This is a genomic window from Pasteuria ramosa (assembly GCF_056496785.1).
Genome location: NZ_CP143099.1, coordinates 413,525 through 436,456, shown reverse-complemented (window position 1 = coordinate 436,456; position 22,932 = coordinate 413,525). Strand labels below are relative to the sequence as shown.

Annotated in this window: 15 protein-coding genes and 1 tRNA gene; 13 read left to right on the top strand and 3 right to left on the bottom strand. The window is 28.9% G+C overall.

Features of this window, described 5'->3' with window-relative positions; all coding sequences use genetic code 11:
* The first annotated feature begins 115 nt into the window (after positions 1-115).
* From guaB to VS182_RS01920, 12 genes are all read left to right on the top strand, one after another.
* A complete protein-coding gene (gene guaB / locus VS182_RS01975) occupies positions 116-1,573 on the top strand; it encodes an IMP dehydrogenase (protein ID WP_479484853.1) in 1,458 nt (485 codons plus the stop codon).
* Between the two features lie 216 nt (positions 1,574-1,789).
* The gene (locus tag VS182_RS01970; protein ID WP_479492683.1) at positions 1,790-3,001 is read left to right on the top strand and encodes a D-alanyl-D-alanine carboxypeptidase family protein; all 1,212 of its coding nucleotides are present in this window, start codon (positions 1,790-1,792) and stop codon (positions 2,999-3,001) included.
* Between the two features lie 410 nt (positions 3,002-3,411).
* A complete protein-coding gene (gene pdxS, locus VS182_RS01965; RefSeq protein WP_479485119.1) occupies positions 3,412-4,227 on the top strand; it encodes a pyridoxal 5'-phosphate synthase lyase subunit PdxS in 816 nt (271 codons plus the stop codon).
* Positions 4,228-4,273: 46 nt separating this feature from the next.
* Positions 4,274-4,849 (top strand): pyridoxal 5'-phosphate synthase glutaminase subunit PdxT, encoded by a 576-nt coding sequence (gene pdxT, locus VS182_RS01960; protein WP_479485118.1) that lies wholly within the window; start codon positions 4,274-4,276, stop codon positions 4,847-4,849.
* A 131-nt stretch (positions 4,850-4,980) separates the two neighbouring features.
* The gene (gene serS / locus VS182_RS01955; protein WP_479488806.1) at positions 4,981-6,252 is read left to right on the top strand and encodes a serine--tRNA ligase; all 1,272 of its coding nucleotides are present in this window, start codon (positions 4,981-4,983) and stop codon (positions 6,250-6,252) included.
* 61 nt (positions 6,253-6,313) lie between these two features.
* On the top strand, positions 6,314-7,315 hold the full coding sequence (locus VS182_RS01950) for a metal ABC transporter substrate-binding protein (protein WP_479484850.1): 1,002 nt from the start codon (positions 6,314-6,316) through the stop codon (positions 7,313-7,315).
* Positions 7,312-8,124 carry a metal ABC transporter ATP-binding protein gene (locus VS182_RS01945; protein WP_479484849.1) on the top strand — a complete coding sequence of 271 codons (813 nt, stop codon included), beginning with the start codon at positions 7,312-7,314 and terminating at the stop codon, positions 8,122-8,124. Before VS182_RS01950 ends, VS182_RS01945 begins: the two co-directional genes overlap by 4 nt.
* A 5-nt stretch (positions 8,125-8,129) precedes the next feature.
* A complete protein-coding gene (locus VS182_RS01940; RefSeq protein WP_479484848.1) occupies positions 8,130-9,017 on the top strand; it encodes a metal ABC transporter permease in 888 nt (295 codons plus the stop codon).
* Between the two features lie 3,149 nt (positions 9,018-12,166).
* Positions 12,167-12,529, top strand: coding sequence for a hypothetical protein (locus tag VS182_RS01935; protein WP_479492682.1), 363 nt, complete (start codon positions 12,167-12,169; stop codon positions 12,527-12,529).
* Positions 12,526-12,936: a hypothetical protein gene (locus tag VS182_RS01930; RefSeq protein WP_479488804.1), complete on the top strand. Its 411-nt coding sequence runs from the start codon at positions 12,526-12,528 to the stop codon at positions 12,934-12,936. Before VS182_RS01935 ends, VS182_RS01930 begins: the two co-directional genes overlap by 4 nt.
* 1,081 nt (positions 12,937-14,017) lie before the next feature.
* Entirely contained in the window at positions 14,018-14,455 is a 438-nt protein-coding gene (locus VS182_RS01925) for a nucleoside deaminase (protein ID WP_479484845.1), read from the top strand.
* Positions 14,456-14,669: 214 nt separating this feature from the next.
* Positions 14,670-14,759, top strand: a tRNA-Ser gene (locus VS182_RS01920).
* Positions 14,760-15,009: 250 nt separating this feature from the next.
* On the opposite strand, the gene VS182_RS01915 is transcribed toward VS182_RS01920, so the two are convergent.
* The 3 genes from VS182_RS01915 to gltX form a co-directional block, all read right to left on the bottom strand.
* Positions 15,010-15,609 carry a TetR/AcrR family transcriptional regulator gene (locus tag VS182_RS01915; RefSeq protein ID WP_479484844.1) on the bottom strand — a complete coding sequence of 200 codons (600 nt, stop codon included), beginning with the start codon at positions 15,607-15,609 and terminating at the stop codon, positions 15,010-15,012.
* A gap of 1,897 nt (positions 15,610-17,506) precedes the next feature.
* Positions 17,507-19,366 carry an asparagine synthase (glutamine-hydrolyzing) gene (gene asnB, locus VS182_RS01910; protein ID WP_479484843.1) on the bottom strand — a complete coding sequence of 620 codons (1,860 nt, stop codon included), beginning with the start codon at positions 19,364-19,366 and terminating at the stop codon, positions 17,507-17,509.
* 135 nt (positions 19,367-19,501) lie between these two features.
* Complete coding sequence (gltX, locus tag VS182_RS01905) at positions 19,502-20,968, bottom strand: glutamate--tRNA ligase (RefSeq protein WP_479488803.1); 1,467 nt, start codon at positions 20,966-20,968, stop codon at positions 19,502-19,504.
* A 400-nt stretch (positions 20,969-21,368) separates the two neighbouring features.
* Between gltX and VS182_RS01900 the strand changes: the two genes are divergently transcribed.
* Positions 21,369-22,715: a hemolysin family protein gene (locus VS182_RS01900; protein ID WP_479484841.1), complete on the top strand. Its 1,347-nt coding sequence runs from the start codon at positions 21,369-21,371 to the stop codon at positions 22,713-22,715.
* Positions 22,716-22,932 lie beyond the last annotated feature (217 nt).

The following is a 22,932-nucleotide window of genomic DNA, read 5'->3' as shown; positions in this document are numbered from 1 at the left end:
ATAGACACCACTTTCTGATGATATTAAACATATTTATATAATTATACTTTTAAATTTATAAAATATTTAGTATTATTTTTTAGTAATATCAACCATGGAGGGGGATAAAAAAGCAATGTCTGTGGATAAATTTTCTAAAGAGGGATTAACCTTTGACGATGTTTTGTTGATTCCGAACAAATCTGAATATTTACCAAAAACAGTTGATCTTTCAGTTGACCTAGGATCTAATTTGAAATTAAAAATACCTATTTTTAGTTCTGGTATGGATACGGTTACGGAAGCTATGACTGCCATTGCTTTGGCTCGTCAAGGTGGCGTAGGTGTTATACATCGCAATTTAGGTATAGATGCTCAAGCTGAAGAAGTTGATAAAGTTAAACGCTCTGAGAGCGGTGTTATTATTAACCCCTTTTATTTAAGTCCTGATCATCAAGCACATCACGCTGAGTCTCTTATGGCAAAATATAAAATTTCTGGTGTTCCAATTGTTAATGAACAGAAAAAAATTATAGGTATTGTTACGAATAGGGACCTTCGTTTTGTACGTGATTATAGTATATCTGTTACACAAGTTATGACAAGTAAAGATTTGGTTACAGCAAAAGAGGGTACTACTTTAAAAGAAGCTGAGGTTATTTTACAGCGGCATCGTATTGAAAAATTACCTCTTGTTGATCAAAATGGTGTTTTAAAAGGACTTATTACCATTAAAGATATTGAAAAAGCAACCCATTTTCCATCTTCAGCTAAGGATCAACAAGGACGTCTGATTGTTGGTGCTGCTGTAGGTACAGATAAAGAAACTTATAAACGTGTAGATAATTTATTGAGTGTTGATGTTGATTTTGTGGTTATCGATACAGCTCATGGTCATTCCAGTACTGTTTTGTCTATGGTAAGAGATTTGCGTAAATTACATCCATCTTTGACAATGATGGTGGGTAATGTAGCTACTGCTGAAGCAACTCGAGATGTTATTTTGGCTGGTGCAGATATTGTTAAGGTTGGTATGGGTCCTGGATCTATATGTACAACCCGTGTTATAGCTGGGATAGGTGTGCCTCAAATAACAGCTATTTATGATTGTGCTCAGGAGGCTAATAAGTTTAATATACCTATAGTGGCTGATGGAGGAATTAGATACTCTGGTGATATTGTCAAAGCAATTGCTGCTGGTGCTACAGCTGTTATGATTGGCAGTTTATTAGCTGGCACTGAGGAATCCCCTGGTAATACTGAAATATATCGCGGCAGACGATTTAAAGTTTATCGTGGTATGGGTTCTTATGGTGCTATGCAAGTTGGCAATCGTGATCGTTATTTTCAATCTGATGATGTTAAAATTGTTCCAGAGGGTATCGAAGGACGTGTTCCTTATAAAGGTCCCTTAGCGGATACTGTTTATCAGTTAACGGGTGGTATACGTTCCGGTATGGGATATTGTGGAGTAGGTAATATAAAGGATTTACAAACTAAAACAAAATTTATACGTATAACATCAGCCTCTCTCTACGAAAGCCATCCTCATGATGTTCAAATAACTAAAGAAGCGCCTAATTATTATATCTGAAAAGGTATGTAGATAGATTTTCCCGGGAAAATCTATCGTTAGTTTGTGCTTTTTGCTTTTTAATTTTTATGGTTGTTATGTTAAATTTTTGCCTGGGATTATATTTACTGGTATATCATCTATGTATTTGCGAAATTTGGGGTGTGCCGGGAGTTGTTATATTATATGCAGCGATTATTTTTAGTATTTTCCCAGTTATTTTTAGTCATAAATATTATGTTTATTTTCGGTTTAAGAGTAGATGCAAAAAATATAAACAATGGTTTAAACAATTTTCATAAAATAACAGCAGTTGCTTTCGCGGTAATGGATGCTGATACGGGACAAATCTTATTCGCAAAAAACGGGGATATGTTGCGTTCTCCGGCTAGTACAACAAAAATTATGACAGCTTGGTGTGTATTAGACGCTATTAGAGATGGAAGAGTTAGCTGGAATGATATGGTTACTATTTCGCACCATGTAGCACATTTGCGCATTTCGGGTATACGTTTTATTGAGGGAGAAAAATATTCTTTGAAAGATATTTTTTATGCCATGTTTTTGCGTTCAGCCAATAATGCCGCCTCAGCTTTGGCGGAGCATGTAGCTGGAAGTGAAGAAAACTTTGTAGCTTTAATGATGGATAAAGTGGCGTCTTTAGGTTTGTCCCATACACATTTCGCTAATCCTAACGGACTTAGTTCTCGTAGTTATCCAAATCGTCCTAACTGGACTTTTTTAGATCAAGTTACTACTTCTAGAGAATTGCTTTATATTTCAAGAGGTATTATACAAGATCATCCAGAAATACTTGATATTTCTTCCGATACATCGTATGTTTTTTTTCCTGGTACTAGATTACAGAGCCATGGTGAAAATACAAATGAGATGTTGAAATCTAAACAATATTCTTTTGAAGGCATGGATGGATTAAAGACGGGATATATAGATGAGGCTGGGTATTGTTTCGTTGGTACAGCTAAACGTTATGGAAGACGTTTGATCACAGTAGTTCTCGGTTCCCATACTTCTAGAAGTCGATTTCAAGATACAGCCCAAATAATGGAATATGCTTTTAATAACTATATTACACGATATGTTTTGCAACGAGGTGAATTTAATTTTAAAATTCCCGTTGCTAAAGGTATTAATCCCAAGGTATCAGCGGACATATCAAATGATTTTATTGTTTCTATGAATAAAGTTGATGATCTAACTAATTTTCGTTTAAATGTTTTGCCTATGGATTTAACTGCTCCTATATCATCTAATCAAAGGGTTGGTTATTTACAATTAATAAATAATTATACTAATGAAGTTGTTAAAACGGAACCGTTGATTGCTTTATCAGATCTTGATGAAGAGACTTGGTTTCAATCTGTATTTAATCTTATGAGTAAATTTATAACTAAAATAATTGATAGTATTTCTGCGATATTTGCTTAAAATATAATTTTGTGTTTTTTGTAGTATGTTTTCAAAAATGAACATATAAACTAATATGGATATTTATATGATATTTAATTTTTTAGTTTTAGTTTTAAATTATCAAATTAATCTATTTTTGATGATTTTTTTAGGATTATGATTTATATAGCAACTTTATTTATTTTTAACTAATTATCTTCTTAATGTCCATACCTCCTGTTATTTGATAATTTAACTTAGCAGGGTTTGTATTTTTGTTGTTTTTTTCTTTTTTGTATTTCTATATAAATAATTTGCTAGTATATTAGTGTATGAAAAAAATGAATATACATATTTAATTCATAAAAATACATAATAGATTGTTTTGAGAAAGGGAAATGATTGTGGATAAAAATTTTCGTACAGCTACTCCTAGAGTTAAGCGGGGGATGATTGAGATGCAAAAAGGAGGTGTGATAATGGATGTTGTTAATATAGAACAAGCTAAAATTGCTGAAGCTGCTGGCGCTGTAGCTGTTATGGCCCTTGAGAAAATACCTGCGGATGTTAAAGCTGATGGCGGTATTGCTCGTATGGTTGATTTGTGTGTTGCTAAAGATATAATGGAAGCAGTATCTATACCTGTTATGGCTAAGGTAAGAATTGGTCATTTCGTAGAAGCTCGCTTGTTAGAAGCTATCGGTGTAGACTGTATAGATGAAAGTGAAGTTCTAAGTATAGCGGATGAAGATAACTATATTGATAAAAGTAAATATAAGATACCTTTTGTGTGTGGTGCTCGTGATTTAGGTGATGCGCTTCGTCGTATAGCTGAGGGGGCATCTATGATTCGTACAAAAGGTGAACCTGGTACTGGTAACATTGTAGAAGCTATTAGACATATGAGAAGAATACATGAACAGATATCTTTAGTTAAAACAATGAATGATGTAGAAATTGTCAAAGCTGCTAGAGATTGGGGAGCTCCCTATGATTTGCTGCAAGAAATAAAGCAAACAGGACGTTTGCCAGTTGTTAATTTTGCAGCAGGAGGTATATCAACACCAGCTGATGCTGCTTTATTGCGACAATTAGGTGCGGATGGCATTTTTGTTGGTTCAGGTATTTTCAAATCAAGTAATCCAGCTGGTTTTGCTTCCGCTATTGTACAAGCCACACTTCATCATGATAATTATGAATTATTAGCTAATATAAGTGGTGGATTAGGCCTTCCTATGGAAGGTATGGGTGATATTTTACATTAGGAAATTTGATTTGAAAATGTTATTTTTTAAAATCTTGGAGTGATTGATTTTGAAGATTGGTGTTTTGAACTTGCAAGGTGCTGCTAGAGAACACCTGGAAAAAATTAAAAAAATGGGTTTTGATGCTACTTATGTATATAACGGTGATAATTTAAGAGATATAAATGCCCTTATTATGCCTGGCGGAGAATCAACAACGATGAGTTATCTTGCATCTAAAAGTGATTTCTATAAAGCATTTTTATCATGGTATGGTATAGGGAAGCCGATTCTTGCTACTTGTGCTGGGCTAATTCTTTTGTCTAAAAGGTTTGTATCCAAAAATTATGAGGATAATTTGGGACTTTTGGACATAAATGTCAAACGCAATGCATTTGGTCGTCAGATTGATAGTTTTGAACAAAAAATTAATATAAAAGACATTGCTTGTGATTTTAATGCTGTTTTTATCAGAGCTCCTGTTATACAAGATGTTGGTAAAAATGTTGAAGTTTTAGCTAAGTTAGATAACCATATTGTAGCTGTTCGACAAGAAGGTATTTTAGCTACTTCTTTTCATCCTGAGTTAACGGATGATGATCGTTTATACAGTTATTTTATAAATTTTGCTTCATCATACTAATTTTTAATCGGATTTTTAAATATGCAATTTTTAAAGTGTAATTTTTTGATCTTTGATTAAATGTTTTTATGTATTATTTCCATCTATAACATAATACATAATTGAAAATTAATTATTAGGGTGGTGATTTTTTGTTAGATACGTCTTGGATAAGAGAAGATAAAACTTGGGCTAAGGAACGTTTTTTACGTAGGGGAATTACGCTTGATATTTGGAATAAATTATTAGATATTGATGATAGACGACTTATTTTGCAGAGGGAGGTAGAACAATTAAGGCATCAAAGGCGTCAGCTTTCCAATAAAATTTCAGCAGATAAGACCTTAAGGGATAAATTAACAAAGGAAATACAAGACTTATCTGTATTGCTGAAAACTAAAAATGATGATTTGCGCGAAATAGATAGTCATTGGACAGAAATGATGCTGTCTTTGCCTAATTTACCTCATAAAAGTGTTCCTATAGGTGCATCAGCAAAGCAAAATCAAGTTTTACGTCAATGGGGTGAGCCTACCAAAGAAAAAAAAATACCACATTGGGAAATAGGTGCGCAGTATGGTTGGTTTGATTCATTGCGTGCAGGTAAAGTGACAGGATCACGTTTTTTATTTGGTGTTGGTATAGGAGCCTCTCTAGAGCGTGCTTTGGTGCAGTTTATGATGGATGTTCATATTAAAAAGCATAATTACAAAGAAATTTCGCCACCCTTTATTGTTCATGAGCGATCTTTAGTTGGCACGGGTAATTTTCCTAAGTTTAAAGAAGAAATATTTGGTATTTCTCAAACTGATTATTTTCTTATTCCCACAGCCGAAGTTCCTGTGACTAATTTTCATCGTGAATCTATCTTAAAAGAAGAAAATTTACCTTATAAGTATGTAGCTAATACACCATGTTTTAGAGCTGAAGCTGGCGCAGCCGGTCGTGATACTAAAGGTTTGATTAGATTGCATCAATTTACAAAAGTGGAATTAATTCAAATCGTTAAGCCGGATTATTCATTTGAGGCTTTAGAAGAAGTTACAGCGCATGCTGAAGAGATTTTACAATTGTTAGAACTACCTTATCGTGTTATTGCTCTATGTACAGGTGATTTGGGTTTTTCAGCTACTAAGACATATGATTTAGAAGTATGGTTACCTAGTGCACGAGATTATTGTGAGATATCATCTTGTAGTAACTGCGAAGCTTTTCAGGCTCGTAGAGCCGGCATAAGATATAAATCATTGGAAGACAAAAAAAATAAATTTGTCCATACGTTAAATGGTTCTGCTTTAGCTGTAGGACGTACAATGGCAGCGTTGTTAGAATGTCATCAAAGATCTGATGGTAAGATTAATATTCCTAAGGCATTGCGTCCTTATATGTATGATAAGGAATGTTTAGATCAAGATCTATCATAAAAATTAATAGGTAGAATAATTGGGTATAAATTCATTTATAGTTAAAGAGGGTGGAGTTTGGATGCTTCATGATACCCATTCTACCAATACCTCTAAATTACATAGTATTTTCTTTAGACCTATAACATGGTTTTTTCTCTTTTTTTTGTTTTTTGTTATTTTTGTGCTATTTTTAGATCGTGATGTTTCTCAGAATGAAAATAAATCTTTACGTGTGGTCGTTACTTCTTTTCCTCTTGTAGATTTTTTTCAAAACATAGGTGGGAATCGTATTATTGTGGAGAATTTATTAGCTTATAATAAAAATCCGCATGAAAGTGAATTAACGATAAATGATAGATTAAAGTTACATGGAGCGGATATATTAGTATTAGATAGTCATAATGAAGATATATTATCTGATAGTATGATCGAAATTATTAAAGAAAATCCGCAGATTAAAATTATCGATATATCATCTGATGATCTTTCTTATAAGAGGATTGATGATTTTGTTAATATGCATCATCATGAATTTCATGATGATAGCTGGTTTAGTTCAACTTTTGTTAAGTCTATGATTCAAAAAGTGAAAGTTATTTTAAAAAATGCTGATAGCACTAATGAATCTTTATATGAAAAAAAATATCTTTTATTTAAAAACAAAATCGATATTTTGTTTAACGATTATCAAAATCGTATTCTTAGTTTAAGATTTCATAATACGATAACCACTTTTGATCGTAGTTTATGTAATTTATTGAATCAAAATAGTTTTAATCATTGCATACCTTTATTTATAGATCATCATGATGAACATCAAGAAATGAGTCCACTTTCTTTTCATCATAAAGTAAATGGGCTAAATCGTAAAAATGTGTGTATAATGCTAGCGCCAGATGAACCTTTGGGAAATATTGAAATGATGCAAGCGATTCAAGATGCTGCTAAAATACGTTTTTTATTTTTTTTACATCCTATATCAAACATAACCATTGAAGAACAAAGGCGTAAGGTTACCTACATAGGATTGATGTACGATAATTTAAATATATTGAGCAATCGTTTGGAGGCAACGTGTTGATCGAGAAAAAGCTTGAGGGAAAATATCAAAGTGATTTATATTCTCAATGTGTTGTCGATGTTTGTGATGTTTCTTTTTCTTACATAAAAAAAAATGATGTGCTTAGTAATATTAATTTAAAATTAAAGCGCGGGGATTTTTTAGCTTTAATGGGTCCGAATGGTTCTGGTAAATCAACACTAGTTAAGTTGATTCTTGGCTTACATCAACCATCTAAAGGTAGCATTAAGCTTTTTGGGCAATTAGCTCAGAAAAAAATAAAACAACATTGGCGTATAGGATATTTAGGTCAGCATGCTATTCGTTTTAATCCTGCTTTCCCTGCTACTGTAAGAGAGGTTGTATCTACTGGATTATGTGGTAAGTTAGGTTTGTTTAGATCACTATATCGTCATGATTGGCAGAAAGTCGATGAAATTTTAGCACAAGTTGGTTTGTCAGAAGTTCGTTCTTCTAGTATAGGTTATCTTTCAGGAGGACAGCAGCAAAGAATGTTATTAGCTCGTTCTTTAGTTGCTGAGCCCGAGTTATTGATTTTGGATGAACCTACAGTTGGTATTGATTCTAAGTCAACAGCTCAATTTTATGAACTACTCACTAATTTGAATCGGATTAATCATTTGACATTACTTATAGTTACGCATGATATAGGTGTTATTTCTTCAGGTGTAAAAAATATAGCTTGTTTAAATAAAAGTTTATTTTTTCATGGGAGAAGAGATGATTTTTCTGATCATAAAGAAGATCTTATCTCAAAAACATATGGTTATACAGTAAAAATTGTACATCATAACCATACGAGGGGTTGAAGGTTTTGCTATCTTTTTTTTCTTTCTTTACCGAATTCGGTCAACTATTTTGGGAAAATGATTGGTTGCAAAGGGCTTTATTAGCTAGTTTATTAGTTGGGATTTCAGCACCTTTCATTGGCATACATTTAGTCGTTCGTCGGTTATCTATGTTAGCGGAAGCTTTATCTCACTTAGCTTTAACAGGTATTGCTATGGGATTGATAGCTGAAAAAAATAGTGGAAGATCTTTTATAGCGCCTTTTGCTTGGGGCTTTTTTTCTTCCGTTATAGGTTCTTTTTTAGTAGAAAAATTACGAAATCAACGTTATAGGTATTATCCGGAATTAACCGTACCTATTTTATTGGCAGCCGGCCTTGGTCTCGGTCTTATTTTACTTAGTGATACAGGAGGTATTTCAGGTCATGCGGCTAGTTATTTAGTAGGTAGCTTAGTTACTGTGAGTATGGGTAAATTATGGTTAATTTTCATTTCAACTATTTTGACCATTATTTTTTGTTGTTTCTTTGGTAAAGAATTATTTGCGCTTTCATTTGATGAAGAAAATGCTGTTATTACAGGTGTTCCTAAAGGGTTAGTTCATGGACTTATGTTAATTATTACGTCCCTAGTTGTTTGCTCCATATCTACGGTTGCTGGTATACTCTTAGCGCCTGCTTTGATGGTTATACCAGTTGCAACTAGTTTGGCTTTAGGTGGTAGTTTCCGCCATGTTCTTATACGTTCTTTAATTATATCGGAATTAGCTGTTTTTCTAGGTTTTTTCGCTGCTTTGATTTGGGATTGGCCTTTTAGTGGATCTATAGCAGTTATAGCTGTTATTTTATTTATAATGGTTAGATTTTTTTATGCTATCAAAAATGATTTCAAATTATTTTTTTGTAAATCATGATGATTATATATTTATAATTATTTGGCTTAAAAAAACTAAGCAATAATTTTTTATTTTTCAAAATTAACTCAAAAAAAATATTATAATTTAAGTTCGCAGATTGTTTTTTATATAAAAGATGATTTTTATTTTTCAGGTAATTTATCATCTTTATGCTTAATTTCCTTAAACTGATAATTTATATATTTGTTTTATTATGATGAATTTAATTATATTTATAACTGATCGCAAAACAAACCTAACTTCTTTAGGTTTTTTATCATATTTATCTGTTTAAAGTATATTTTCAGTTTTAGGTTATCTTTTTGAATAGAAACTTAGATCTGTTCTTAGCGATTTTTCACAAACGCATTTAAAAATGGTTTTTAAAATAACCTAATCGAATGCACTAGAAGTGATAATAATGCCTATTTTTTTGTTTAAATTATATCATTACTAATCAGCTATATTAATATTTTGAAGCAAGTCTTTTGTGTGATTTTTTGTGTAGTTTTTTGTTTTAAATGCGAAATTTATCAAAATAAAGATCAGATGACATATTCATATATTTAGATATACATTAGCATTTTTTTAGGTTTTTGAAGATCAAATTAGTTGCTTTTTATAAAATAAAAATTAAAATATATTAATTATTTAGTTTTATTTTCATATGTATTGTGATAAGATTTTTACAGTGTACTATCTTATTATGGACCAATATTAGTTTTTTTGCATAAACATATGTACAATAAATGGATTATTAATTTAATTCAAAATATATAAATTTAAATACACGAATAATTATATTATAAATTATATTATAATAAGTATTGGAATAAAATCTTTTAATTATAAAAATAAAATTGAAAATTTAGTCACAAGTCCATTATTATCTCTATTTAATAAACCCAGCAAATATAATTCAGGACGCGTTGTCGATTTTTAAAAAATTATAGGTTACAAAATATCAAACCTAGGTAGCTTAATTTTTTATTGATTTAACCTGTATTTTCTAGTTCAGAACAAGCAACTTATATAGATCATATGTCAATAATAAAGACCAAAGATTTAAATATTCAATAAAGCATAGTTTCTACTATACTTTCATTGCCACTTCATCGTAACTATAGCTTATATCACAAAATAAATATAACTTATAATTTATATTTGGGTTTTTATATACAAAATGTAAATGTAAATTTTGTATAACATTTTTTTGAATAGCCGTTTTGTAATATTTTTTATGTACACCACAGAAATTATTTTTTATTAATAATTTCAGGAGGTAATATAGGTTTGCTTTTTCACTGGTCAAGGTAATTTTTATAAAAAAATAAAGTTAAATTATATAAAAATATGAATTTCTTGATAATGATTTTTATAATTATGATGATTTTTTTGATTATGCACAATGATCATACATGTATATTCACGTATGCCGATCATGTTGATTATAATGAGAAGGATACATTAATTAATTAATTAATGTGATAATAACCAGTGGAATATAGCGTATGTTTTGAACAAGTTTGACATTATTTCGATGAAAAAATTTAATAAAGATCGAGTATCAAATTTAATTTATAAAGATAAAAAAAACTAAAAAATTTATAATATCAGTTATAATAATTTATTTTATTTTATTAAAATTTTAATAAAATAAAATAAATTATTATAACTACTGTACTTGATCAAAACATAGTTAAATAATTATGAATAGTATTTTTTGATTAATTCAATTTGAAAATTAAACATTATTCTTTTTTATCAATTTCTATAATTGCATTTGTATTTCTATCTAGTTATTTATTTATACATAGAACATATTTTAGCATTTTAATAAATTATAAAAAAATGGGGTAGTTATATGATTTATAAATTTAATTTTAAATTTTTAGAAAATAAAACAGGAAGCATTTTTATTTTTTAAGCTTTTTATTATATAACTTGTGTTTTTTTATTTCTATTGCCTCTTATTCTTAGTTTTGTATCAGATATTAGATGGGATACTGATGATTTTTATAATATAAATGATGAAAAAAAGATATTTTCAAGATTATTATTTATATTCCTAGTACTTGGGGTTATCTTTAGTTTTTATTATAAGAAATCAAAAAAGAATTCAATAAAAGAAAATGCAGAAGATAGTACTATAGTAAGAGATATTTTCATATCCAAGGAATATTGGCCGCATCTTTTTGAATATTTCCGAAAATGTTATTGTTACGCTTATGAAAATAAACAAATAACAAAATTTAGATTTTTCTTTCTTTATATTTTAAGTGCATTTTTTTTAATTATTACTTTTATTTTATTATTTTTAGTAGAACATCCATCGATTTTTATGTTTATAGGTGTTTTAATTTGGTTTTGTTTAATTAAATTACAGAAATTATATGAAACTTATTGGTGTGGTAGCAATGTTGATTTTAATCATAATTATATAAATAAAACTATTTTATTTTTGTTTTTGATATATAATTTGATTATTACTAGTTTTTATTATTCTGTTTTCAATACACCGGATTTGATAAATCAAATTCCATTTATTTATGTTGATAAGGCATCATTTAGAATATTTATATTTTTAATTGTTTTTAATTATCTGATACCTAGAATACCTACTTTTGTTTTTGGTTTTAAAAAAATATAATAAATATTTTATATAAATAAAAACCCGTCGTCTTGATGGGTTTTTGTTTTGTGGGAGTTTGTTTTTAGGTTTTTATTTTAAATTAACAATTTGTAAAAATAAAGATCAGATTATAAACTAATATATTTATATATATATGAGTATTTTTTTAGCTTTGTAAAGATCAAATTAATTGCTTTTTATAAAATAAAAATTAAAATATATTAATCATTTATTTTAATTTGGGGTTGGATTGTGATAATATTTTTATAGTTAACGATCTTATTACGAACAAATACCAACTTTTTGCATAAGAATATTTTTTAAAAATAGATTATTGATTAAATTAAAAATATATATAAATTTAAATAAACAATTATAATAAGTGGTGGAATAAAATTTTTTAAATATAAAAATAAAATTTCATATTATTAGCTATATTTAATAAACCAAGAAGATATAATTCAGGGAGTGGTGTCTATTGTTTAAAAAATATATAGGTTATAAAATATTTAACCTAGTCAGCGCAATTTGTTTGTTGACTTCACCGGTATTTTCTAGTTCAGGACAAGCAGTAGATAAAGATAATATTTCAATAACAAATATGCAAGATGTAAATACTACAGAAAATATTAGCTACCCTATGTGTTCGATAGAGGATTTTATTAAAAGTATTAAAGTGAGGAATTTTTCTAAGTCAAGAATCGAGAAAAATATTAATGAAGATTTTGATAGTTTAAAATCTTTAGAAGATACTTTGAAAAAGGATGGTTTGGAGATAAGACGCGATCTTGAGAATACGAGTGGTTTTAGAATTAATCTAACTAAGAAAGATGTAACTTCAGAAGTCAAAAAACAGCTAATATCAAAATTTGGACCTGATATGAGTCATGGTTCATGATCCGTGGTTTGTATGATAAGTCTACGAATCAAAAAATTGGACAAGTTATACATTCTAGAGGTAAATTTTTTGATAGTACTTTTACAGCTATTGCCAGTATTGATGAAGGTATAGAAAGAAAATTATATTTTTCGGATGGTAAAAAATCAGAATCATTGTTAATAAAAGATATTGAGGAAGATCAGATTCGTTTCAAAAGATCCAAGTGTAGCATATGTTTGACGGCTGTAGGTGTTCTTTGTTCTTATGCTAGTACAGATATTAGTACATGTTTCTTTAGGAGTTGTAGAGTTTTTGGTTCTAATCTACAAGCATTGGCAATTTGCCAGGCTTTATGTCCTTTAATAGGATATACTATATGTCGCTATTTCCCTAACAAGCTATGCCGACCATTTTGTAAAAAATAACATTATATTTATATCAACTAACTATATTTATGCAGAATGGAATGAAAAATTACAAAATATGCATTTAATAGTTTTTTATATCTAAATTACGTCTATTTTTTGATTTTATCAAGATGAACTATATATTTTTTTATTATATATATAATAAAATATCATTTTTTGCTGTTGATATATATTTAGATCATAAATTGGTCATCAAGTTTAAAAATTCTGATGCAGATACTTATATTTATTAATTTTAATTTTATAGAATATTTTAAATTTTAATTAAAAATGAATGTCATTTATAATAATTTATCTTAATAAAAAATATATCATTAGGTAGATTAATGCTTTTTAATTACTTCAATAAACTAACTCGGATGAAATATAATCCGAGTTAGTTTATTTCTAAAAATGAACTTAAAAATGTCATTATGATTTAAGTTTTAATATAATTTTTATTTTAAAGATAATTTATCAGTTTTCTTCTTAATTATCCGGAAATTGGGATTTATTATTTATTAAGACAAAAAAATTAATTAAAATATAAAAATATTTATTATTATATTTTTTAGTGAATTATATTAGGTTATTAAAATCTCTTTACATTAGTTTGCTTATAAGAGCTATAAAAGCTTTTTTTATAAATACATGGCAAATTTTTTTAAATTATTAAGACGACATAATATATCTGATATTCAAAGAGTGATTCAAAATATTTGCAGAAAATCAGGATATTAAATCTTAGTCATGACAAAATGATTAAATTATATTTAGTTTCTAACCTACAATTAATAGACATTTTAATCCGCCTGTGGTATTTTGTTATTTAACTTATATTTTTCATAGAGGGATGTCTATTTTTCGCAACACCTTAAAATATAAGATATTGCACACTTAATAAAAATCATAATTTTTTATGATTTTTATTAATCATTTGTAATTTTTAGTTTTAAAAAGCACAGTGATTTTGTTTTTATAAATATTTTTTCTTTATTAACTTATTTAATCAGAAAAAATGAATATAAGTATGATAAAAAGGAGATTGATATGTTACATAATGTTTGATCAGGTTAATAATGCGCGATATTTTTACTTTATGAACATTGCGTTACAAGAAGCTGATAAAGGAGCATCTTTAGGAGAAGTCCCTGTAGGTGCTTTAATTGTCAAAAATAATGTTATTATATCGAAAGCGCATAATGAAAAAGAAATCACTAAACAACCTTTAATGCATGCCGAGATTATAGCTATTATGAGGGCTACTGAGAAGATAGGTGATTGGCGCTTAAATGATACAGAGCTTTATGTTACTTTAGAACCATGCGCTATGTGTTCAGGTGCAATTGTTCATACACGTATACCCCATGTTATTTATGGTGCTACGGCGCCTAAAGCTGGATGTGCGGGGACTTTGTATAATTTACTTGATGATGATCGTTTCAACCATAAGGCGAAAATCACCAAGGGTATTTTAAGGGAATTTTGTGAAGAGCGGCTTAAAGTTTTTTTTAAAAAAATTCGACTGGGCAAATAAATTAGTTGTTAGTATCGTATTAAAATCCCTATTGACAACAACGATGTTTTGATCTTACAATAGTGTTGTTATTGAATCATAACAAAGTAGAATAGCCTTAATTATAATTAACTCGTTTTATTTTTGAAATTTATTAGTAAAATTAAAATACAATAAAATATTTTAAATTGGTATCTTATTTGGTTTTAAAAAGGATATAATAGGTTATGTTTTTGGAGAGATGTCCGAGTGGTTTAAGGAGGCGGTCTCGAACACCGTTGTGCTCCTAATCGGGGTACCGTGGGTTCGAATCCCACTCTCTCCGCTTTTATTTTAAATTTATTATTCCGAATATTCAGACAATTTACCTTAAAAAATAAAGAAAGCAAAAGTTAGGCATATTTTAGATAGAACACTGCTTTCTATGGACAGGAATCCCCGTGATTCATTGCGAGAATATTCCGATAAATTATTATAAAGGAAATTAAATTAAAAAAATATTTGAATGGAGAATCTTTTTGTAATTTATAGTTTTTTATTTATATTTTTGTTTAATTTTATACGCTGATTTATTTTTATGATGAAAAAGCTGGTAAAAGAAGATTGCTGGCTGTTTCTTGTAATATATCAGAATTTTTTTTAAAATAATCGTTATGGGCATTTTCTTGATTATAAAATCGATCAAGAGATAAAATGCTCAATGCACCAAAAATAGCTGTTGCTGTTTCGCGAGGATATGCAACTGATAAATCGCCTTGGCGTGATCCTTCTCTCAAAACACCATCTATTAGATCTAGATATGATCTGATTTTTTTTCTAAGATAAAGTTGTCTTTTCTCTGATCCAAAAGATTCGGCTAATAGAAGTTTAGATAATTCATGATTTTCAATACAAAATTGTAATTGTACAGCTAATAATTTTTCAAGTTGTTGCTTAGGTGTTTTTTGTTTTCTAATATTGCGTAGAACGCTGCTGAGAAGTTTATCTATTCCGCCATCTACTAATCCTATAAATAGATCTTCTTTACTTTTAAAGTGATAGTATATTGTTCCTTTAGCTATGCCCGCCAATCTTGCTATTTCATCCATCTTTGCTTCATGAAATCCGTGGACAGAGAAAATTCTTACAGCTGCTTGGAAAATAATATTTATTTTCTTTTGATTTTTTTTGCGCATAAATTTCGCATTTTCCCTGCCTTTCTATATTATAACAAAAATATTAATACAATCATTTTTCGACAAATTTATTTTCACTTGATGATTGTTTAACATAATTTTAATAGTTCGGTAAATGTCTATTTTTATTTTGTATCTTTTTTTATTGTTATAATATTTAGATAAATAAAAGTGAAAAGCCAGTTTAAGATATGCTATAAACTACCCGGATTACTAGAATTATATTTTATACTATTAGCGTATTTTTTGTTTGATTATGCGATAATTTTAGTTGATTTTGAATATTTTGTTTAATTAACATACTGATTTTTAGACAAGTCCCTTACTAATTAATTCTTATTATACCATTATAAGCATAATAAGGGAAGTACTACCTTATAGTTATCATAATCATATTACTAGATTAATGATAGTTTTAAACGACAAACATCATATTAATGTACATGCAAAAAAAAGCAAAAAAATTTAAGTCATTAGCAAAAATCAGAAAATGTGATGTTTTTTATAAATTTTTAAATGCCTTATATTTTAAGATTTCACCAAAAAATAGACATTCCTTGATCCTGTAAGTGCTACACAAAAAATATCACAGGAGAATAAAGAATGTCTATTTAATTGTGGCTTAAAAAATAAAACTAATTTCGTCAAATTTTTTCGTAAATTTGGTTTAACGACCACATTGTATTCGCCTTTTATGCGCTATCTTTTTCATAGTAGGGATTGTATTTACAAACTTGAAATGATTTAATATTATCAGTTAATTAAAAATCAATAATATTATTTATCTTATTTATGTTATCCGAAAATCAAAGTATTTTAAAATTATATAATCAACGTATATACAGAAGTGTTTACCATTCAAAAAACAAAATTCTGCTGTATATATTTATTAAGTAAATGCGGATTTTATTTATAATATTTTTACTATTATTTATGTTTATTAATTTGAATTTATATCTTGAAATTAAAATATTTTATTTGTACAGATGTGGCTTTAAGACATCTAAATGTAATCTGGCTGTGCAGTGATAACAAGCAAAGCTTTAGATTGATACTTAAGTTTGCGGCTGTTTACATTTTATTTGTCTATAAATATTAATATATCAAATTAGTAATGATGTAATTTAAACACAAAAATAGCTATTATCATAGTTTTTATTGAATTATATTAGATTCTTAACGTGCGTTTTTGGACAAGCTAATGGTATATATATTGTTTATTTCAATCTTATAACTGGATTTTAAAAATATTAGTATAACCAATCGGCTAATCGAATTTAAGATGCGAGGGGTATATCCTTTTAATACTTAAAAGAAATAATATAATATCAAGATATTAATGTTCATATCTTTTTGAAGCTTATTTTATTCCGTTCGAAAAAGTATTCAGAGCACAGCGCTAAGGTCATATTATCATCAAATTAAACAGGTAGTCTAAATCTGTACATCCACTTAAAAAGAATAAATATGGAAAAAACCTTAAAAGCCTAGGTTTATTTTTTTGTCCATCTTCATATATAATTAAATTTATCATAATGATAAAATATATACTTTTTATATTTTAAAGGTAATTAAGCATATAATTGCTTAATTACCTTTAAAATAACAATCATATTTGTTGAATGAATAAAATTAAAACTTAAATTAGAATCAAGTGTTTAAGTTAATTTTGAAAAATCAAAAATTATGGTCTTATTTTTTGGCAATTAAAGCATATTATGTTTGTTATTTTTTTATAAATAAACCGAAAAATATTTTTTTATATAATTATTATAATTTTTTTATTTATCTTATTACAATATTTTTCAAAAAGATTTTTTTTATATGTTTTAAGTCATTACTTAAGTTGTTATTTTTTATATTTATGTTTTTTATATTTATTTTTTATGATTTTATTTTAGATTTTTATATCTATATTATATTTTTGCCACCATGCATCTAATTGTACCCAGTGGCCTAATAAAGAAGGAGCTTGCATGATTTGTCCAAACCAAGCAAAAGATGTTTTAGCGTTTGGTTCTAGGAAACGTTTTATTTGTTTTGGATCAAGGAATTCTGATAAGGGACTTTTAGGATCTTTTAATTTTTGGATTATTATTTCTTTCATGCTGTTGTAATATAAAGGATTATGTGTTCTAGGATAAGGATTTTTAGGTCTATTTATTATTTCTTCAGGCAATATGCCTTGACATATATGTTTTAACAATCCTTTTGTAGTATTGTTGTATTTTTTCATTTCCCAAGGTACATTCCAAAGAAACTTTACTAAATTAGCGTCACAAAAAGGTACGCGTGTTTCTAAACCTGTAGCCATGGTCATCCTATCTTTTCTTTCTAATAGTACGGGTAGCCAGTAATTTAAAGTCAGATAAGTTATTTTACGCATATATGTATCCGTTTTATTTGTTGGATCTAAAACAGGAATTTCTTTACATGCATTTTCATAACAACTGTTTACATATTCTTTAGGTGATAATTTTTTTATCCATTCGGTACGTAAAAAAGAAATTCTGGCTTCTATATTGTTGATCCATGGAAAAGTATCTAGTGTATCTTGTGATGTAATTTCTTTATGAAACCAAGGATAGCCACCAAAAATTTCATCCGCACCTTCTCCGGAGAGGACAACTTTTATATCTTTTTTCATTCGGCGTGCAAATATTAATAATGAAGCATCTACATCAGCCATTCCTGGTAAATCTCTCATATAAGCTGCATTATTAATTTCATTAATAATTTCTTTCGGATCAATTATTATATTTTGGTGTTTTGTGTTTAAATGATTGACCATTATACTAATAAATTTGATATCTAAATCAGGTTGTGTTTTCGTTGCATGAAAATCTTCTATATCGTCAGCGTAATTTACAGCATAAGTTTGAAGATTAGGAAAGCCTTGTTCTTTATACCAACTATTTGATATTGCGCAAATCAAACTAGAATCTATGCCGCCTGACAGCATAGCTCCTAAAGGGACGTCAGAATTTAATTGTTCAATAACAGTATGTTTGATTTTTTGTTTTAAATATGCAGTAACAGTTTCTAAATCTTCGGTTTGATGTTTGTTATTTAATGAAAAATATTTGGTAAAATGGTTTTTAGATTTGTTTATCGATAATTTGTATCCGGGTTTTAATTCTTTTATATTATAGAAAGGTGTATTTCCTGGCACGCGACCTGGATACATAGCTAGAATTTCACATAAAGATTCTCTGTTTATGTAAGGTTTGATATGGGGGTGTTTAAGTAAAGCTTTTATCTCTGAAGAGAAAAACCATCCCGATCCTAAGCGTGCAAAAAACAATGGTTTAATACCCAGAGGATCTCTTACGATAAGTACTTGCTGTAAAGATTCATCCCAAATCATAAAAGCGAACATGCCATTTAATTTTTCTAGAAAATTATCTTTGTCGTCTATGTATGACCAAAGTAAGGTTTCTGTATCGCTGCTACTTTTTATAGGATAACCCTTTTTTTTCAATTCCGTACTTAAAGTATTCGTGTTATATATTTCGCCATTATAAGTTATCGTGTAGTTATGACCTTGCCATCGACAGCTAAAAGGTTGTTTTCCATATTCTAAATCTATAATCGATAGCCTTCTATGACCTAGAAATAGATGTTTGTGGTAAAAGATATTTTCATCATCTGGCCCGCGATGTTTTTGTGTATTATTCATTTTATGGATATATTTTTTTGCTTCATCATTATTCATGAGAGATTTTGTAAAATCAACCCATCCTACAAATCCGCACAAATATGATCACCCCTTTGTTTTTTTGTCAAAAATAATCTCTTTAATAATATTATTATACATAATGATGGGATAAAATATCTTTTTATCATAAAAAAATATGACCCCTCAAAAAAAGGGTCATTCATGAATATTTATTTAGGTATTGAATATTTTTTTAGGTGTTTTTAGATACATACGAGATCTATTTAGTATTTCTTCGCGTCCCAAACAATGTAATAAAGCAGGTAAATCTGGACCTTCTGTACAGCCTGTTATAGCAGCTCGGATTGGTAAAAATAATTTTTTACCACGAAAACCTGTTTCTTTTTGTACATTTTTTAATTGATTACGCATACACGTAATGGAATCATCTTCTGTTTTTTGTATTTTTTCTAAGAAAGAATAAATTACTTTTAAAGATTCAGGATTTTTTAAAATTTCACCGGCATCTTGTTCAGGTTCTGTAGCTGCATGGAAAATTGATTTAGCGTTATCGGAAATTTCGCTTATTGTATACACGGATTCTTTAAATAGTGTAACAACGGATTTTATTTTCTTTATATCTGTCGTCTTATCTATAAAACCTGCTTTTTGGAAATAAGGTATAGTTAATTTAGTTATTTGATCTTCATCTGCTTTTTTTATATATTGACCGTTCATCCATTTTAATTTTTCTTTATCAAAGATTGCGCCAGCGCGCCCGATTCTATTTAAAGAGAATAATGAGATCAACTCTGATTTAGAAAAAAACTCTTCTTCACTATTTGGTGACCAGCCGAGAAGCACGAGGAAATTAATTACTGCTGAAGGTAGATATCCTTTTTCGCGATATATATTTATAAATTGATCTACATTTTCATCTCTTTTAGAAAGTTTACGACCGCTTTTATTGAATATTAAAGGTAGGTGTGCAAATGCCGGTTGATTATAACCTAATGTTTCGTACAATAGAATTTGTAAAGGGGTATTTGATAGATGTTCTTCACCTCTAATCACATGAGTGATTTTCATCCTTGCATCATCTATAACGGATGCAAAATTATATAGAGGTTGTTTATTGGCTTTGCAGATCACAAAATCATTCAAATCATCTGTCGAAAACGAAATGTTTCCCCTAACTAAATCAGCGATGTTTAATGTTTTTCCTTTAGGTACTCTAAAACGATAGACAGCGTTTTCTCCTTTGGTTAAGAGTTCGTTTATTTCATCTTGGTTTAGATTGCGACATATACCTGGATAAATAAATGCTTTTCCTTCTTCAGCAGCTTTTTTTCGGAGTTGATTTAATTTTTCTTCACTACAAAAACAAGGATATGCCTTTTTTTTCTTTAAAAGTTTTGACATTTCTTCCTTGTAAATTGAATTACACTGTGAAGATATATATGGTCCGTATTCACCACCTATATCTGGTCCTTCATCCCACTGGATTCCTAGCCAATTTAAGCTTTCTAAAAACTCTTTCTGAGCAGAGGTTTGATGACGCGTGACATCGGTGTCTTCTATGCGCAGAATAAATTTGCCTTTATTTTGCTTGGCGAATAAATAGTTAAATAGTGCTGTTCTAGCGCCCCCTAGATGAAGAAAACCCGTGGGGCTAGGAGCGAATCTCACACGCACTTTCATACTCAATCCTCCATATCTTGAATACTTTTTTTATGCGACAAAAAGATTATAGCGATATTTTGTCTTTTAAAATTCACAAGCTTGTTATATTGGATTTTTACCGATTTTCTGAGTTGATGTGCCTAAATTATAACATGTTATATCTTGCTCGCTTCTTTTTTGTGTTTGTTTTGAGGTTAATTATTATTTCAACCATACGAAGTAAATCTTAGCATGTTATAATCGGATTATGATTTTTATCGATGTGTTGTGGGGGTAATTTCAAAAAATCTTTATTTTTAGTATTTAGAATAAATAGTTGTAATTGTTTTTTGTTTAATTATTCTTTATATGATTTTAAATATAATTTTGATTTTTTAAAACCGTTAAGCGGATAAAATGTTAGGGAGGTCATACCGCTTTGGATGAACCCTTGCATTGGGATATGATAAATGTTTTTTATAGGATTTTTTTGGCTGTATTTCTTGTTTTATTGAATGGTTTTTTTGTGGCGGCGGAATTTGCTATTGTAAGAGCGCGTTTTACACGTATTGCAAATATTGATACACGTAATGGTAAAATGGCCAAAAAAATTGTTAATAATTTAGACACTTATCTTTCGGCAACACAACTTGGCATAACCTTAGCTTCTTTGGGTCTTGGCTGGGTAGGGCAAAATACGGTAGAGTTATTATTAAAGGAATTTTTTGCTAGTATAGGTTTCTCTAGTAGTTGGTTGCTTAATTCATTATCTTTATCTAGTGGATTTTTGATTGTAACTTTTTTTCATATTGTGGTAGGAGAGATGGCTCCTAAATCCTTAGCTATTGATAAAGCAGAAGACACAATGTTATTTGTGGCTCGGCCTTTGCATGCTTTTTATCGTTTGGTTAAGCCCTTTATATACATACTTAATAACTCCGCTAATTTTTTTCTTCGTTTTGTGTTGCGTGTTGAATTAACGGACCCCAAAAAACAAGCTCACACTGAGGAAGAAATCCGTATGTTGTTGGCCCAAAGTCATAAAAGTGGTGTAATTGATCAAGCTGAACTGACCCTTTTTGATAATATTTTTGAATTTACAGACCGTATAGCCAGAGAAGTTATGGTTCCTAGAGTTAATATGATTTGCTTATTTGCCGAAAAAGATTTTTCGGATAATTTTGCTGTTATTAAAAATTCTCGCCATACGCGTTTTCCTCTTTGCGGAAGCGATAAGGACGATATCAAAGGAATTATTCATATAAGAGATGTTTATGAATTTATATCCGAAGAAGGTGGTAACCCTGTCCTAACTAAACTGGCTCGTCCGAGTGTTGTTGTACCAGAAACGATGGAATTGAAAGATATTCTGCGTAATTTACAAAAGAAACGCGTGGAAATGGCGATTGTCGTAGACGAATTCGGTGGTACAGCAGGTTTAGTTACGACAGAAGATATTATTGAAGAAATTTTTGGAGAGATTCAAGATGAATTTGATGATGAAAAACCGCTATTTCAGACAGTAGGGGATGCTACCTCTATTGCTTCGCGTTTGCTTATTGAGGAAGTTAACGACTACTTTAAAATTAATATCCAGGATACTGATAATGACACTATCGGTGGTTGGTTATTTTCTCAATTAGAAAAGGTACCTTGTAAAGGTGATGACATCAAATTTGCTTCTTTGATTTTTGAAGTTGAAGAAGTAGATAAACTTAAGATTAAAAGAATAATTGTTAAATCTGATTTAGAAAATAAACCAGAAGATATCTCTGATTCAGATTGACCATAATTTATCATATTAATGAAAAAAACAACTTTATATCAATGGCGATTTTAGAATTGACTATTAAGATTAAAATGCATATATAAACAAAAAACTGAACAAGTTAAACAAAAAACGAAAGAAAATACAAAGAAAAAACTAAGAATTTCTTTCTATAAAAAAATAATGATTTAAATTCTTATAATAAGAACCTTCAAAATAAATATATATTCGGTAT